This window comes from Candidatus Borrarchaeum sp., assembly GCF_019058535.1.
In the GTDB taxonomy this organism is placed as follows: domain Archaea; phylum Asgardarchaeota; class Sifarchaeia; order Borrarchaeales; family Borrarchaeaceae; genus Borrarchaeum; species Borrarchaeum weybense.
In genome coordinates this window covers 1-15,130 of sequence record NZ_JAHPYX010000124.1, presented here as the reverse complement: position 1 = coordinate 15,130, position 15,130 = coordinate 1, and the positions used below count along the sequence as shown (strand labels likewise).

At 38.9% G+C, this 15,130-nt stretch carries 13 protein-coding genes; 4 read left to right on the top strand and 9 right to left on the bottom strand.

All coding sequences use genetic code 11. The features are described 5' to 3' along the window. Window positions 1-68 precede the first annotated feature (68 nt). On the top strand, window positions 69-1,262 hold the full coding sequence (locus QVB70_RS07165) for an RNA-guided endonuclease TnpB family protein (protein WP_342766550.1): 1,194 nt from the start codon (window positions 69-71) through the stop codon (window positions 1,260-1,262). A 223-nt stretch (window positions 1,263-1,485) separates the two neighbouring features. Here the strand turns inward: QVB70_RS07165 and ppsA are convergent, their stop codons facing one another. Next, a complete protein-coding gene (gene ppsA, locus QVB70_RS07160) occupies window positions 1,486-4,245 on the bottom strand; it encodes a phosphoenolpyruvate synthase (protein WP_287584874.1) in 2,760 nt (919 codons plus the stop codon). 140 nt (window positions 4,246-4,385) lie between these two features. Here ppsA and QVB70_RS07155 point away from each other — a divergent pair, with 140 nt between their 5' ends. Beyond that, a complete protein-coding gene (locus QVB70_RS07155) occupies window positions 4,386-4,784 on the top strand; it encodes a cupin domain-containing protein (RefSeq protein ID WP_287584871.1) in 399 nt (132 codons plus the stop codon). Window positions 4,785-4,816: 32 nt separating this feature from the next. Here the strand turns inward: QVB70_RS07155 and QVB70_RS07150 are convergent, their stop codons facing one another. Together QVB70_RS07150 and eno are read right to left on the bottom strand one after the other, a co-directional pair. Continuing rightward, the gene (locus QVB70_RS07150) at window positions 4,817-5,179 is read right to left on the bottom strand and encodes a hypothetical protein (protein WP_287584869.1); all 363 of its coding nucleotides are present in this window, start codon (window positions 5,177-5,179) and stop codon (window positions 4,817-4,819) included. A 222-nt stretch (window positions 5,180-5,401) separates the two neighbouring features. Further along, complete coding sequence (gene eno / locus QVB70_RS07145) at window positions 5,402-6,721, bottom strand: phosphopyruvate hydratase (protein ID WP_287584867.1); 1,320 nt, start codon at window positions 6,719-6,721, stop codon at window positions 5,402-5,404. 312 nt (window positions 6,722-7,033) lie between these two features. Here eno and rimI point away from each other — a divergent pair, with 312 nt between their 5' ends. Further along, complete coding sequence (gene rimI / locus QVB70_RS07140; RefSeq protein WP_287584864.1) at window positions 7,034-7,561, top strand: ribosomal protein S18-alanine N-acetyltransferase; 528 nt, start codon at window positions 7,034-7,036, stop codon at window positions 7,559-7,561. A 5-nt stretch (window positions 7,562-7,566) separates the two neighbouring features. Beyond that, window positions 7,567-8,013 carry a GNAT family N-acetyltransferase gene (locus tag QVB70_RS07135; RefSeq protein ID WP_287584860.1) on the top strand — a complete coding sequence of 149 codons (447 nt, stop codon included), beginning with the start codon at window positions 7,567-7,569 and terminating at the stop codon, window positions 8,011-8,013. Window positions 8,014-8,022: 9 nt separating this feature from the next. On the opposite strand, the gene QVB70_RS07130 is transcribed toward QVB70_RS07135, so the two are convergent. The 6 genes from QVB70_RS07130 to pruA form a co-directional block, all read right to left on the bottom strand. Then, on the bottom strand, window positions 8,023-10,644 hold the full coding sequence (locus tag QVB70_RS07130) for a DNA-directed DNA polymerase (RefSeq protein ID WP_287584859.1): 2,622 nt from the start codon (window positions 10,642-10,644) through the stop codon (window positions 8,023-8,025). Window positions 10,645-10,902: 258 nt separating this feature from the next. After that, complete coding sequence (locus QVB70_RS07125) at window positions 10,903-11,115, bottom strand: ferredoxin family protein (RefSeq protein WP_287584857.1); 213 nt, start codon at window positions 11,113-11,115, stop codon at window positions 10,903-10,905. A gap of 92 nt (window positions 11,116-11,207) precedes the next feature. Continuing rightward, the gene (locus QVB70_RS07120; protein ID WP_287584856.1) at window positions 11,208-11,906 is read right to left on the bottom strand and encodes an RNA methyltransferase; all 699 of its coding nucleotides are present in this window, start codon (window positions 11,904-11,906) and stop codon (window positions 11,208-11,210) included. 6 nt (window positions 11,907-11,912) lie between these two features. After that, complete coding sequence (locus QVB70_RS07115; RefSeq protein ID WP_287584854.1) at window positions 11,913-13,100, bottom strand: TGS domain-containing protein; 1,188 nt, start codon at window positions 13,098-13,100, stop codon at window positions 11,913-11,915. Between the two features lie 108 nt (window positions 13,101-13,208). Then, on the bottom strand, window positions 13,209-13,700 hold the full coding sequence (locus QVB70_RS07110) for a pyridoxamine 5'-phosphate oxidase family protein (RefSeq protein ID WP_287584852.1): 492 nt from the start codon (window positions 13,698-13,700) through the stop codon (window positions 13,209-13,211). A 59-nt stretch (window positions 13,701-13,759) separates the two neighbouring features. Further along, window positions 13,760-15,130, bottom strand: a 1,371-nt coding sequence (gene pruA / locus QVB70_RS07105; RefSeq protein ID WP_287584851.1) for an L-glutamate gamma-semialdehyde dehydrogenase, incomplete at its 5' end; no start/stop codon positions are given.

Genomic DNA, 15,130 nt, shown 5'->3' with positions numbered 1-15,130 from the left:
TGTTTCACTTTCACCGTAGCGTCCCTCACTTTAAATAGCTTTTTGCGGATAGTAACTCTACTAGTGACATGAATCTTCAGGGGAACATAGGGAGGGGTGTGATGAAACGCACGTACAAATTTCGCCTGTATCCAACCACACCACAACAGGCTACGTTCACGCAATGGCTGACTACCTGTCGTTGTGTGTATAATAACGCTTTGGCCGAGCGAAAAGACGCCTGGCACACCCATCAACAAGCAGTCAGCTATTATGAGCAAGCCAACCACTTGAAAGACGCAAAAAAAACTAATCTGTTTTTGCAGGCGGTGCATTCGCAGGTACTGCAAGATACCCTAAGACGACTGGATAAGACCTTTAAGAACTTTTTTCGGCGTCTTAAGAAGGGTGAAAAGCCAGGTTACCCACGCTTTAAAGGAAAATACCGGTATGATTCCTTCACGTACCCGCAAAGTGGGTTCGCCCTCGATTACCACAACAAGAAACTTCGGCTCTCGAAAATTGGAAGTATCACGATTACACTCCACCGCCCGATACCAACTGAGTGTGTGATCAAGACTTGCACCATTAAGCGTGATGTCGACCACTGGTATGCCTGTGTTGCAGTAGCACTGCCTGATCCTGCTCCTGACACTCAGCAAAGAGCCATAAAGAGCGCGATAGGTTTGGATGTGGGGCTGAAGAGTTTGCTGACCTTACATACTGGGGAAACCATAGATAATCCCCGCTGGTTGAGACACTCGGAGAAGAAAGTAGCCAAAGAACAACGAAGAAAAGATAGGAAGGTTAAGGGCTCAAATAACCGTCATAAGCAGAACAGGAAGGTGGCACAGGTACACCGGAAGATACGCCATCAGCGAAAGGACTTTCATCACAAACTCAGCCGGAAATTGGTCGATAGTTATGACCTCATCGTGTATGAGAACCTTAGGATCACCAACATGGTGAAGAACCATCATCTCGCCAAGTCGATTAGTGATGCAGGCTGGAGGCAACTCATGCGTTTTACCGAGTACAAAGCGGAGGAAGCTGGTACTCTCGTAGAATATGTGAATGCCTATAACACCACACAATTGTGTAGTCGGTGTGGGCAGCTGGTGCCGAAAACACTAGCAACCCGTATCCACCGCTGTCCGTACTGTGGATTGGTGTTAGCGAGAGATCATAATTCAGCCATCACTGTTTTACACCGATCAATTCACTATGTAGAAGCACGATCATCATCATCATCAGGGCAGGGACTGTCCGTTGAGCCTGTTTGACATATCCCGTTGGGGAATGGATGATTCAGGAAGCCAGCCTACTTGTAGGGTGGTAGTTCACCTATCTCTTAGTAAGTTCCAACTATACTCTTCAAAACACTTAAATCTTTTAGGAAAGTGCGAGTTCTTCTTTGTACAAATAAAAGAGGTTCATCAAACAGCGAGAATGTGAATTAGTCTTTCAAGATTCCAAAAAAAATTGGTGGAAAACAGAAGGATGTTATTAACTGTGCTGGCGTTCAATATTGATCATTTTAACCACTTGTTCTGCTAAGTCTCTGGGAAGCCCTGGTACACTTAAGATATCTTCATCTGTTAATTCACCCAATTTTCTTCCATTTTTTAATGCCCATTCAGTAATATACACAAGTCCGCGTGTTGCAATTATAGTGTCAGGATTTAGTGACATACTGTTGATTCCAGTTTCAACGAGGAAGGCTGCAATGCTTGGAAAGTCTGAAGGCGCTTGACCGCATATGCCAATTTTGCGTCCCTTTTGGTTGGCTATTTTTATCACCTGCGCTAATAAACGCTTGACCGCTTGATCTCTTTCATCGAAAATATGCGCTACCAACTCACTATCTCTATCTAAGCCGAGTGTTAGCTGAGTTAAATCATTAGATCCAATGCTAAAACCGTCAAATACATCTGCGAACTCCTCAGCTAAAATCACATTGCTTGGAATTTCAGCCATAACATAAATTTCCAGTCCGTCTTCTCCCTGTATTAAGTCATTTTCGCTCATCACCTTTATGACATTTCGCCCTTCTTCAGGAGTACGACAGAATGGAACCATTGCTTTGACATTCTTTAGCCCCATTACCTTTCTGACTTTAACTAGGGCTTTACACTCAAGAGCAAACGCATCTTTAAAATCAGGAGCATAGTATCGGCTCGCGCCTCGCCAACCAAGCATAGGATTATTTTCATGTGGTTCGTAAAATTCACCGCCGATGAGATTGGCGTACTCGTTGGTCTTAAAATCCGACAAGCGGACAATTACATCATAAGGATAGAAGGCGGCACCGATTCGAGCAATACCTTGAGCTAGTTTATCAACAAAATAATCCGCTTTGTTGTCGTAGTTTGCTGTCTTTTCCTCAATGAGTCGAACTAATTCACGTAAGTCCTTTAGTTTCTCTCGTGCTACCTCTCCTTTATACATATCATCGATAAGTTCAACAGTTTGCTTAAAGCGAGGGTAATCAATAAGAGCTTTAGGATGGAACTGGATATGGTCGTTGATGATAAACTCTAATCGCGCCAGACCAACCCCATGGTGAGGTAGTTGTCCATACACAAAAGCTGAATCAGGAACCCCTAAATTCATCATTACCTGTGTTTCTGTTGGTGGAATATCCGCTAAGTCTATCTCCTCAATCTCGAATTTTTTAAGACCTCTGATGATGCGGCCGATCCCTTCACTGCAGTCGACAGTTACCTCGTCACCATCTTTTAATAATTTAGTTGCATTGAGTGTGCCGATAATACAGGGAAGACCAAGTTCGCGCGATACAATAGCAGCATGGCTTGTTCGTCCTCCGCGTTCAGTAATGAGAGCAGAAGCAATGCGCATTGCTGGTTCCCAATCTGGGTTTGTTTGCTCTGTGATTAGGACTTCTCCGGGTTTAAATTCGCTGAGGCGTGAAACATCTTCAATAACGTTTGCAATGCCTTGACCTATCATGCTTCCTACAGGTTCACCCATAAGTATGATGTCATTTGCCTCTATAGATTCAGATATTTTATATGTTCTCAAAACATTGGCTGCTTTAATCTCGTGTACAGTTTCAGGACGAGCCTGAACGATATAGAGATTACCCGTGACGCCATCTTTTGCCCATTCGATATCCATCGCACGTCCATAATGTTCTTCTATTAGCATTGACCATTTAGCTAATTGAACTACTTCCTCATCAGAAAGAACGAATTTAACCTGATCTTCTGGAAGAACCTGTTGTTCCACAGTTCCTCCTCGTTTGTTATACACTAGTTTTTTATCTTTATTGCCAACCTTTTTATCGATAACGGCATTATAGCCCATTTTTGCAGTAGGTTTAAAGACATAGAACTGATCAGGATTTACGGTGCCCTGTACGACATACTCGCCTAGACCCCATGTTCCTGTGATGTAAACCACGTCTCTGAATCCAGAATCTGTGTCTAAGGTAAAAATAACTCCACTGGAAGCAAGATCAGAACGAGCCATCTGTTGTACACCGACCGATAGAGCTATGGAAAAGTGATCAACGGCATTTATAATATGTTTATGATATTCTGCTTTTTCTAAATTGCCTTGTCTTTCGGCTTCTAAACTTTTAAGTCTCTGTAAGTGCATTTGATCCTCTCGATAAGAGATGGCACGATTAGTGAAAAGACTAGCGAAGCATTCTTTTACTTTTTCAAGGATATTATCTTCTTTTGTGACATTAAGGAACGTTTCCTGTTGGCCAGCAAATGACGCTTCTGGGAGATCTTCAGCAGTTGCGGATGATCTAACCGCGCAGTCAACATTAGTAGTTCCTAGTGTTGCATTTAGTTTTTTGTACGCTTCAGCAATAGCGTATTTGATGTCATCAGGTATTTCTGATTGAATAATTCTCAAGCGGATATTATGTCCAACTTCTTGAAGCGTTTCAACGAACTCTTTCTGCTTTTCTTGGAAGATCACAGTGAGAAGTTTAACCTCGCCAAAATCTTCATCAGCTTCGGCTTCTTTGATTTTCGACTCTACATCGTCTTTCGCTTCGAGTGTTACTTGAACTCTCTTAATTTCTGAGGCAATGAAATCTTTAAGACCTGTGGATTCAATAAAGGTTCGATATGCGTGTGATGTGACTGCAAAGCCTGGAGGTATAGGGACATTAACTTTTTGAATCATTTCTCCAAGGCTAGCATTTTTACCACCCACAAGAGCGAGATCTTCATTTGTTATTTCATTGAAAAAGAGAACATAACGTTTTTCTTTATCAGTCATAGTCATTAGGGTTTTCCTCCAGTTAGAAGGGATGAAAGTTAGAAGGGATGAAAGATGAAAATAAAGAAGACCTTTAATTACTTATATATTTTTTATCCAAAAAAAATAGTCTGAAGTAATTAAGTGGATTTTAGGGAGGTTTTTTGTTGAATAAGGAAAACAACCTAGATTTCGAAACCAAACATCTCCCCATCAATTACGATACATTAGCACCTGATAGATCGGAAATTCGACTTCTACTAACAATGAGAGGTGGAAGTATAGTGCATTGTACACTACCACCACAAGAAATATCAGTGGCTGTATGTCATAAAACCGTTGAAGAAGTCTGGTATTTTATCGAAGGTCACGGCGAAGTTTGGCGGAAACAGGGACAACGAGAGGAAATTGTCGAAGTCAAGAATGGCGTCTGTATTACAATCCCCACAGACACCCATTTTCAGTTCCGCAACACAGGAAGTGAACCATTAAAATTTTTAATAACAACTATGCCGCCTTGGCCGGGCGAAAATGAAGCTGTTAGAGTTAAAAATCATTGGAAATAACATCTGATTTTAAATAAAAAAAATAAAAGGAGTTATTTATTGAAAGACTCGTGAAGAGTCTTAAGCAACTCATATGCTCTAAAGAAATACTCGAAGATTGTTTCGAGTTGATGATGTTCAGCCATCCAGAACACTGTTTGCCATGCTAAAACTACGTCATGAAGCGCTAGTTCAGGAAATTTCGACCGATACTTTGCTACATTTTCGAAGAGCGGATATAGCTTGAGTATAGGAAATTTAACGGCAAAACACTTCCGTTCAGATGCTGTAAACTGTGCAGCAGGCGATGTGAGTTGTTTTCTTACGCGCTCAACTGCAGAATAGAATTGCGATAACGTTGTAAAGAAATCAAGATGATCAACGTTATGGTTTTCTTGCATTTGAGATTCTATCATTATAGATCCTTACCATTAATTGTTTTTATTCTCTGAAAATTGAATTCCGAAAACATTTATTTTCTTTTTGATGTTTAAGCATTTAAGAATACCCAATTTGGCATCTTTTTTATCAAGTAAAGAAAATGATTTATGCTTGATATATATTATGGAACTTCAATACGTATGTCTATATAGGCATATAGATTCGTTGAGATATCTTGAACTCTAAGACAGATATTTTTAATGGTATCGTTTATAAGCAGTTCCAAAATTCTTACCAGCGTATTCTGAATTTTCTTTAAGTTCATCTTCGATTCGAAGCAGTTGATTGTACTTAGCTGTTCTATCACTTCTGCATGGTGCACCTGTTTTAATTTGACCACACGAGAGCGCAGTACAGAGATCTGCGATGAAAGAATCTTCTGTTTCTCCGGATCGATGGCTTACAACTACACCCCAATTATTCTCATAAGACATTTTAGCTGCAGCTATAGCTTCGGAAAGTGTACCTATTTGATTTACTTTAAGAAGAAGGCAGTTTCCAGCATCAAGATCAATTGCTGTTTTAAGTCGTTTTAGGTTTGTAACCGTTAGGTCGTCAGTAACTACTTGAAGGGATGGTTGTGCTTTAGATAGTTCAGCAAAGCTATTATAGTCATTTTCATCAAAAGGATCCTCAAGGCTAGCTATAGGATAAGTTTCTACAAGTTCTGAATAGATTTCCAACAATTCCACTGCTGTTAGGTTCTTTTCATCGATCTGATATACACCATTTTCGAAGAACTCACTAGCAGCCGCGTCCATGGCTAAAACAAAATCGGATTTTGGCCTATATCCTGCTTCTTCAATGGCAGTAATAAGGGCATCTAGGGCATCAGTTGTAAATGTCATAGGTGGAGCCATACCACCTTCATCACCAACATTGCGAGCGATTGGTCCGTATTTTTTCGTCAGAACTACTTTAAGTGCCTGATATACTTCGCTTACGCCTTGAATTGCGTTTCTAAACGTCTTGAAATTAATAGGCATAATCATGAATTCTTGAATGGCTAAGTCATTGCCAGCGTGCTCTCCTCCATTAATTACATTCGAGAGTGGGGTGGGTAACAAGAATTGTCCTTCCGTTTCAGAACTTGAAGTCTTTATGAGTTCTTTAAGATAGACGTAAAGTGGCTTAGAGTAAGAAAGTGCAGCAACACGACTTACTGCCATAGACACTGCAAGAATGGCGTTTGCTCCTAAATTTCCTTTATTTTCAGACCCATCTAACTCTATCATTATGTCATCAATCGTTTCTTGTTCTCTAGCGTCCATACCAATGACTTTTGGAGCTATGATTTCGTTTATGTTCTTTAGGGCTTTTAGAACCCCTTTTCCTCTAAACGCTTTTTCCTTATCACGTAGTTCGACGGCTTCATGTTCACCTGTCGACGCTCCAGAAGGAACTGCACCTCTTCCAACGGATCCGTCACGAGTAATTACATCAACTTCAACAGTTGGATTCCCCCTTGAGTCAAGAATCCATCTTGCTTTAATATCGCTAACTATAAATGCATCCATTTTATTCACCTACAACAATTTTGCATTAATGGATTAATTGAGTTTTTAAAGAATATTAAAGTGCTTGTATAAAAGCTTGACCGAGAAATTTAAGAAAGATATTGGAGAAATTTTTTTATAAGGTAAGAGATCCTGTCATGCGACAATGATTTATGAGCCTTTAATAAGTGATTTGTCTATATACGTCTTTATTAATAAATTAAAAAAGAACATCTTACGGTAGATGACTGAAGAGGATATTCAACTTCACATAATAAATGCTCCATCACAGCATGCATTTGTTTGAAAGTGTAAGGAGGCATTTTAGAACCTATGAATCTGTTGCAGAACGATAAAAATGAAGGGGCTGAATCTGCAATTAAGGAAGAGGCTACAATAATTATACGCCCGTATACTCAAAAGGACCTTCCATCAATTTATGAAATAGAAAAAAATTGCTTTTCAGAAAGTGAAAGATATACAAGACAGCATTTAGAAATGTTAGGAGATTTTAAACGTTATTTCTTTCTTGTAGCACAAGAAAATGAAGGATCTTCTATTATAGGATACTGTATTGGAGTTCTTAAATCGTCTAGAGAAGGAACCGTAGGCCATATCATTTCTGTTGCGGTTCATCCAAATAATAGACGTCTAGGTATAGGTTTAGAACTTATTAACGAACTTATTACACAATTAAAAAATGCTGGTGCTACCAGCTTTCGCTTAGAAGTGAAAATGACAAACAAGGCTGCAAGGGAAATGTATCGTAAATTAGGGTTCAACTATGTACATATACTGCGCAATTACTACGGAGATGGAAAAGACGCTATTGTAATGAAGATGATGGGGAATAATGGTTGATAAAAATGAACATTGAGATAAAAAAGGCGGATGATGACGATAGAATAGGCCTAAGAGCAATTCTAAAATACTCATTTGATACTTTGAGTTCATTAGACACCTTAGAACTAGATTTGTATATAGATGGTCAAACCCGTCCTTGTCAATGGTTTGTAGCACGATCAAGTCAGGGACACGTAATTGGATGTATTAATGCGTCGACACGATCCAATGAAGGTTATATTAACTCACTTTCTGTTATAGAGGGATTTAGAGGACATGGTATTGGTTCAATGCTTGTGCAGGAAGCATGTGAATTTTTGAAAACTGATGGCTGCAATTCTGTTTTTCTTTATGTTCGTCCAACAAATGAAGGTGCTCAAGTTTTCTATGAGAAGCTTGGTTTCACTAATTGTGGCTTGACAAAAAGTCAGACACTTGAAGATGTAGTAATGTTACGTAAGATGATTTAAATTATAGTTTCATACAAAATCAAGAAGTGTTGTTTTTTTCCCCCTCCCTCGTAACGCATCAAGACTAACATCAACACCAAATTTTGAAGCTGCACCTAAAACTTCATTTATATATTGTTCTCTGTCTATTTCTTCACCATCTATCAGTGTCGGATGTCTAGCGCGCTTATATTGAGGTCCCTCTCCTTTGAGAACGATATAAGGAAATTTAGAAATCTTTCGCCACTCTTTTTCGGGATCAAGGCCATATGAATTACAATAATGCAAAAATGCGCCAACAGCTGGTGTGATTGATTTATACTTTTTTGGCGCTTTACTAATAGGAGCGTATTGAATCAGATCATTTTTTATAACTTTGATTGGGCTTTCTAATAGGGTACGACACTCTTTCAAAACAAATTGTTTTGCTTTCTCCAAGGCCTCTGCCTCACTACTACGAAGGAGAATATCAATTACATTAAGTTGAACTCTTTTCGCAAATTCTGTCCAATCCCCTCGAATCGCTTCAAAACCCTTGACCTTCAGTTCTCCACTTAGAGCACTTACATAACCATAGGCTTTTTTTCGTTCAGCCTGAAATGCAATCCGAAATGCAATATCATCAAGTTCAAGTTGCATTCCTTTAGGCAATTTAGAACCAAGAAAGTCTAGCAAATGATCAATACTTGTATAAGTATCTTTTTCTACAGATTTTAGTTCCTTGTGCGATATTTTTTCTTTTTTTGATCGCATTGTAAGATTATAAAGCTGTTCAAATGATCTGTCGTCCCCAAAACTGACGAAAATAGAGTCCGTATCTCCATAGACAACTTCAAAGTGCGTTCCATTAATTTCATTGTATTGCTTAATTAGTTCAACAAGATTTGTTAGATGTTGACGTCCGAGCGAAGTAATGGCCTTAGCAACATGGAGTATGTAAAACCTGCCGAAAACTGATCCGATAGTACCATATAATGCATTTGCAACTAGTTTAAGCATAGATTGCCGTCGATCGATATTCTTAAGATCTTCTTGAAGATTGAAATACGTATCAGTTTTATCCTTCTGCTCAATTTTCATTTCAATAAGCGTCTTTTCAAGTTCCTGTTTCTGTTGTTTAAGTTGATATCTATAAGAAAGAATATATTCTTCCATTTCAGCAAGAACTGATCTTGGTTTCTTCAAGAATTCAAAGGAGCCGTCAGATTTACTGCTGAATGTTTCGCCACCAACATTGTAAGAAATTATGATCGAAGGATATAGAGATCGAAAATCTAGAATTACAACATCTTTGAAGAAAGTTCCCTTAGGGTCAATAACCAAGCCACCCTTTAGACCGTCTTCTTCTTTCATTTTTTGTCTTTGACGCGTTTCATCAGGCACAGAACTGTTAGGAATGAGAACATTTTTTTGAACACATTTACGCATGAGTTCAAGTTCACCTTGGTTTCTTTCGGTTGCGTACATAGCTTCTGCAGGGGGAAATCCGACAATTCGAATAAGCTCCAAAATATTTTCTAGTTCTAATTCCCACCAGAGTCTATAGGTAAGTATTGAATCTGTTTCAGAATAGTCAGTAAAGGTCTTCAAGGATTCTTTATCGTTTTCTAAAACACCTTTTGCCCATAGTTGTCCAACAGATTCTTTAAGTTCAATTTTAGATGCTCCAAGTAATTTTTGAGCAACATCGCCTAGACCTCTTCGTCCTGAGTCGGTCGTAATTTTGCCTGTCTTTTTTATTATGTCACAAACAACCCGACCTTTCATTCGGTGCGCTCTTATCCTTCCAGAATAACGGAGTGGATCATTATCAAGTAAAGATAGAGGGGTAGTAGAGAGTTTTAACTTCCCTGCACGATCAATGATGTATGGAAAGTCGAACGCATCTACATTATAACCGATCACTATATCTGGTTGAATTTCTCGGAAAAGTGTGAAAAACTCATTTAGCAGTTTTTTCTCTGCTTTATCAGATTCCTCCTTTAAACAAAAAACATGAGTCTTATAATTATCTTGGTTTGTGCCCCAGCATATGGAGATTGCGATAATCCGTCGATTTTTTTCTTTCAACTCATCAATTTCAACTATATTACGATCATCAACTTCAATATCAAGAGCAAGGTATGTGAGTTTCCTGAAACGCAATAGGTCAGTATCTGAAGGATGAATGTGTTTTGTTTGAGATCTGAGGATGTAACCTCCGGCCTTTTCATGATCTTTAATTGCTGAATCGATATGAATAATATTGAGACCTCTTAAACTTGTGTCGATAAGAAAACGTTTGACAAAAGGAATATCAGATTCAAAATGCTCAATATTGTTTTTTTCGAGGAGTTCACGAATTTTGGGTACTTCCCATGGGCGTTTTCCCACAAGTTTTAGAAGTTCAACTGCTTCTCCACCATCATATTTAATCTTAGTAAGCTTTTCAGTTGAAACCAGCCAATCATTGAGTAACTGATTTTCCTTCAAACTATCATACAACAGTCCTTTCTTCTCAAGAGGTATGAAGATGTACGGTAGAAAATCATCAATTTGAAGCAATACAGGAATGCCTTCAGATGTTCTTCCAAAAATTCGCACCAAAGGTTTATCTTCAGCCTTTTCATAATCAATATCTGTCATATAAAGGTCAAAATCTTTCGTTTTCATATTAAACAGCCTCTTGAAACCAAGGAAATGGCTTTGCATGTATTATATGAGCATATACACAAGGATAAAAGCTGTGCTAACCTCAAGTCAAAAATATTTGATATCCCCTCTTGTCATTAATTTATTCTCATTTTCTTTTAAAAAGTCAATTATGATATCACAAACTTGCAAAGATAAAAATAAAAAAAGAAATCTTTCCTGGATATTAAGCCCTGCTTAGAGTTTCAAGAATTTTCTATGACCTGCCAAGGCTTTCAATTAGCATGAACTATGCTTAATAGCCTCGTTTGGACAGGATACGACACAAGTGCAACACTCCGTGCAATCATCGATATTAGTTGGAACAGCTTTTTCATCTATTAATTCATATACCTCGACAGGACAGTTGTCAACGCAATCACCAACACCAGCACACAAGTCATAATCAATTGTAATAGTTACACCTACTTCTTCGCTTTTCCATTCTGGCATATATACCACCCACTCTAATTCAACAGAAACAAATATGTCGCGTATATCTATATATAGCTATTCAGTATCCATATCCCACAAATACACTATCGTTAAAGAGATAGCAGCTTTCGGAATACACCAAGTAAAGTATGGCACTCTCGTCCTGAAATGAATGCCCTTCCGATTATATTTCTGAATATTCTTTCTGCTATCGGACGTTTAGCATCCATAAATCTGATTTTCTCCAATAACTTTGAGAAATACTCAAAGAGTTTATCTTTTTCAATTTGACTTGCTGCCCGAAATCGTGCGTGCTTTCGTCCCTTTTTTAATCGAAAAATAGAATATAAAATAATGGCGGCGGCTTGTGCGATATTTAGTGTTGGGTATTCACTATCTGATGGAATTGTGACAACTACATCACAACTGTTTAGTTCTTCATTAGTAAGTCCTGTTCCCTCTCGCCCAAATATGATTGCTGTCTTTCCACTCAAGTCAATCATCAACTGTAACTCCTCAGGATGAACTGTTACTCTCAGGGGATTGGAGATTCCACTGGCAGCGATTGCTGTTGTTCCAACTACTGCATCAACATCAGTAAGCGCTTCTTCTAGACTTGTAGCGATTTTAATCTCCTTAAGAAGTTCTTTTGCGTGCATTGCGAATCCATACGCAGTCGTAAGTTTGTTTAAATCTAGCTTTGGATTCACTAAATAGAGTTCACGGAAACCAAAATTCTTCATTAGACGACAAATTGAGCCTAGATTTATCTCACCTGTGATTTCGACGATCACAATTCTAATTTGCATGAACTCTCACTTTATATATACTTGGATGACATCCGCATCCTCTAGCGTGTGTGTAAGTCCTACTTGTGCGCCTGAATGTTTTACCGACGTGCCCCAGACCTTAGCATGCTTGAAGTGTTGAAAAAAATCTTTGTGAAGCATTTTCGTTAAATCTTGAACTGTGACGCCTCGCCGAAGCACCATGGGTCTTCTGGCTACACCTTTTTCATCCTTCGTATAGACTCTAATCAAGCCTAGGGAGTGAAATATTCTTGGAGGGAGAGTCTTTACATTTTTCATGCCTTCTTCATTCAAAACGCTAGTGGGTACAATCAACGGGAATCGTTTTGCAATCGAACTGTTTTGCAATCTATCAAAATTCTCCGCAGATCCCTTTACATCACCCTTTGTACAAATAATAATACCATTCAAGTAAATGATGCTTCTATCAAGTGCTTCGGCGATATCTTCAAGTTTAATCTTTCCAGAGATCGTTACAACGGCATTGTGGATTCCGTGCTCAAAGAGAAGCTGCACAACATCCTGTCTTTCATTTTCAAGGTGTATATCGCCTATAATTTGGATCCCGCCTGAACCTGTCTTCTTGATTTCCACCGGGGGAGGAATCTTGTTTAGTTTTATTCCAGTGCTTTCAAATTCATTCAAAATGAGTTTAAGTTGCCTAAGAGGGTCTCTCATTAGATCAATAATCAAAATAATTAGATCCGCATTTCTAACTGCACCAAGGGCTTGTCGTCCCATTACACTTTGGTTAGCATCTTTGAAAATTGCTGGAACTTCGACAGCTTGGATTTGTACGCCTTCGTAGTCAATCATTCCTGGCGTCAACACAGAAGTCGGAACACCGATCTCAGGCTTAGCTGATGTCAAAGCGGCAAGCATTGAACTTTTACCAGAGGAAGCTAATCCGACTAATACTACTTGAGCATCGCCTTCTTTTTTTAAATGAAATTGAACACCTGTACCTTTCCTTCTGAGACGAGCTTCTTCTGATTCTGCTTTTAGTTTTGAAAGTTTTGTTCTAAGTTGCGCTCGAAGTTTTTCTGTACCCTTGTGATCGGGAATAAGTGATAAATACTCCTGTAAAGTGCGAATTTTTTCAGGCAATGTTTCTGCGTTTTCATACTTCTCTTTTGCTTGCATTGCTTCGTGGCTTAAGTTTATCGGCATTTCAACCAGCAGGCTTGTATTCAATTGGTGAGTAATCTCATTTTATTATTTGAAAAATAACTTACTTCTCAAAAATTTCTTAGAAGATATCTTTAGTTTCTTATAGGCTAAAGAAAATTTAACATCTTGGTATTAGAGCGAGATTATTACCTTATCAGCCTTTTTCCCAGAAATATATTCGATATCAATTCTTCCAATTCCAATTCTTGCTACTGATTTGTCTGTGATCTGTTCAGCCATTAACTTCACTGGGTTGTCGTCCAACGCTCTGATCATAACTTTCAGAGCATGCTCTTTCTCTTCTTTATCTTCGATGAACGTTATTGTGCCCTTAAACTGTGTTGTTGCATAGAGATGGTCGCATGCACCTTGAACATAACCTTTGTCTAGTAACGCTTGCCCCCAAACCACATTATTGCTGTTGAGAATATCGATCTTTTTTCCTTCTCTAGCACAGTGGAAGTAGATACAGTGACGATCTCTGTCATAACCGTGACTAAGTGTCACAAGGTATGGTTCATTATCTTTGCACATCGCGATAGTGATGTATTGAGTTGTTTCAAGAATTTTGATCATCTCATCTGTGTCAGTGATCTCTTTCTCTTTTCTTCTAATGCCTCTCATTAAATAAGACCTCTTTTAGACAATTTAGATTGTCAATTTGAATTATGAATTCTCAAGTATCACTCAGATTCCATAAAAGGATATCTATAGTCAGTTGGAGGCAGAAAGTTCTCCTTGATGGTTCTAGCACTAACCCATCTTATGAGATTTAACCAACTGCCTGCTTTATCGTTCGTACCAGATGCACGGGCACCACCGAAAGGTTGCTGTCCAACTACAGCCCCTGTGGGTTTATCGTTGATATAGAAGTTTCCAGCTGCATTTCTAAGGATTTTTATGGCTAAAACGATCGCCTTTCGATCCTGAGCGAATATAGACCCTGTAAGCCCATATGGGGAAGTCTGATCGCATAAATGCAATGTGTTTTCATACTTATCTGCAGGATAGACATAAACGGTCATTACAGGACCAAAGATTTCCTCACACATCATTAAGTGTCCAGGATCCTCTGTGCGAATGATCGTTGGTTCAATGAAATAGCCCTTAGCATCGTCAGAATTGCCACCAACTACAAACTCCATACCTGCATTCTTTGCGGCGTCAATATACCTCTTAATGTTATCAAACGACGCTTTGTCAATTACAGCATTGATAAAATTCGAAAAATCTTCCACACCACCCATTTTCATGCTTTTTATTCCTTCGACTAACATGGGCTTTATTTTTTCCCAGAGAGTGTCAGGAATGTAAGCACGGGACGATGCACTGCATTTCTGACCGGAATACTCGAAAGATCCTCGAAGGATTGCCACAGCTAGTGCTTTGATATCAGCACTTTCATGAGCGAAAATGAAATCTTTGCCACCTGTTTCACCAACGATTCGTGGATATATATTGTAATTGGCAATATTCTCTCCGACAGTTCTCCACATACTTTGAAAAGTGCTAGTACTCCCAGTGAAGTGGATACCCGCTAGATGAGGGTCCTCCAAAATAATTGAACCTACTCCTGTTCTGCTTTTGAAAGGAACGAAGTTGATGACTCCTCCGGGTAGTCCTGCTTCTTCCAATATTTCCATGAAGAAATAAGCTGAATATATCGAAGTAGAGGCGGGTTTGAACAAGACCACATTGCCCATGATAGCAGGGGCTGTAGGTAAGTTGCCAGTAATCGAAGTAAAGTTGAAGGGAGTTACAGCAAAGATGAAACCTTCTAAGGGGCGGTATTCCATCCGATTCCATTGATTTCTAGCTGAAAATGGCTGTTCATTGTAAATTTGCCACATAAAATATGTGTTGAATCGAAGAAAGTCAACTAACTCACAGGCGGAATCAATTTCTGCCTGAAATACGTTTTTACTTTGTCCAAGCATTGTAGCAGCATTAAGTAACATGCGATGTGGACCTGCAAGCAGATCTGCAGCTTTCAAGAAAATAGCGGCTCTATCCTCCCAAGACCATTCACTCCATTCTTTCCAAGTCTCTATAGC

What these genes read in the sequence shown, in the direction of transcription:
- QVB70_RS07165 (WP_342766550.1), top strand. Translation starts at nt 69, where the DNA reads ATGAATCTTCAGGGGAACATAGGGAGGGGTGTGATGAAACGCACGTAC.
- ppsA (WP_287584874.1), bottom strand. Translation starts at nt 4,245, where the DNA reads ATGACTATGACTGATAAAGAAAAACGTTATGTTCTCTTTTTCAATGAA.
- QVB70_RS07150 (WP_287584869.1), bottom strand. Translation starts at nt 5,179, where the DNA reads ATGATAGAATCTCAAATGCAAGAAAACCATAACGTTGATCATCTTGAT.
- eno (WP_287584867.1), bottom strand. Translation starts at nt 6,721, where the DNA reads ATGGATGCATTTATAGTTAGCGATATTAAAGCAAGATGGATTCTTGAC.
- rimI (WP_287584864.1), top strand. Translation starts at nt 7,034, where the DNA reads ATGAATCTGTTGCAGAACGATAAAAATGAAGGGGCTGAATCTGCAATT.
- QVB70_RS07135 (WP_287584860.1), top strand. Translation starts at nt 7,567, where the DNA reads ATGAACATTGAGATAAAAAAGGCGGATGATGACGATAGAATAGGCCTA.
- QVB70_RS07130 (WP_287584859.1), bottom strand. Translation starts at nt 10,644, where the DNA reads ATGAAAACGAAAGATTTTGACCTTTATATGACAGATATTGATTATGAA.
- QVB70_RS07125 (WP_287584857.1), bottom strand. Translation starts at nt 11,115, where the DNA reads ATGCCAGAATGGAAAAGCGAAGAAGTAGGTGTAACTATTACAATTGAT.
- QVB70_RS07120 (WP_287584856.1), bottom strand. Translation starts at nt 11,906, where the DNA reads ATGCAAATTAGAATTGTGATCGTCGAAATCACAGGTGAGATAAATCTA.
- QVB70_RS07110 (WP_287584852.1), bottom strand. Translation starts at nt 13,700, where the DNA reads ATGAGAGGCATTAGAAGAAAAGAGAAAGAGATCACTGACACAGATGAG.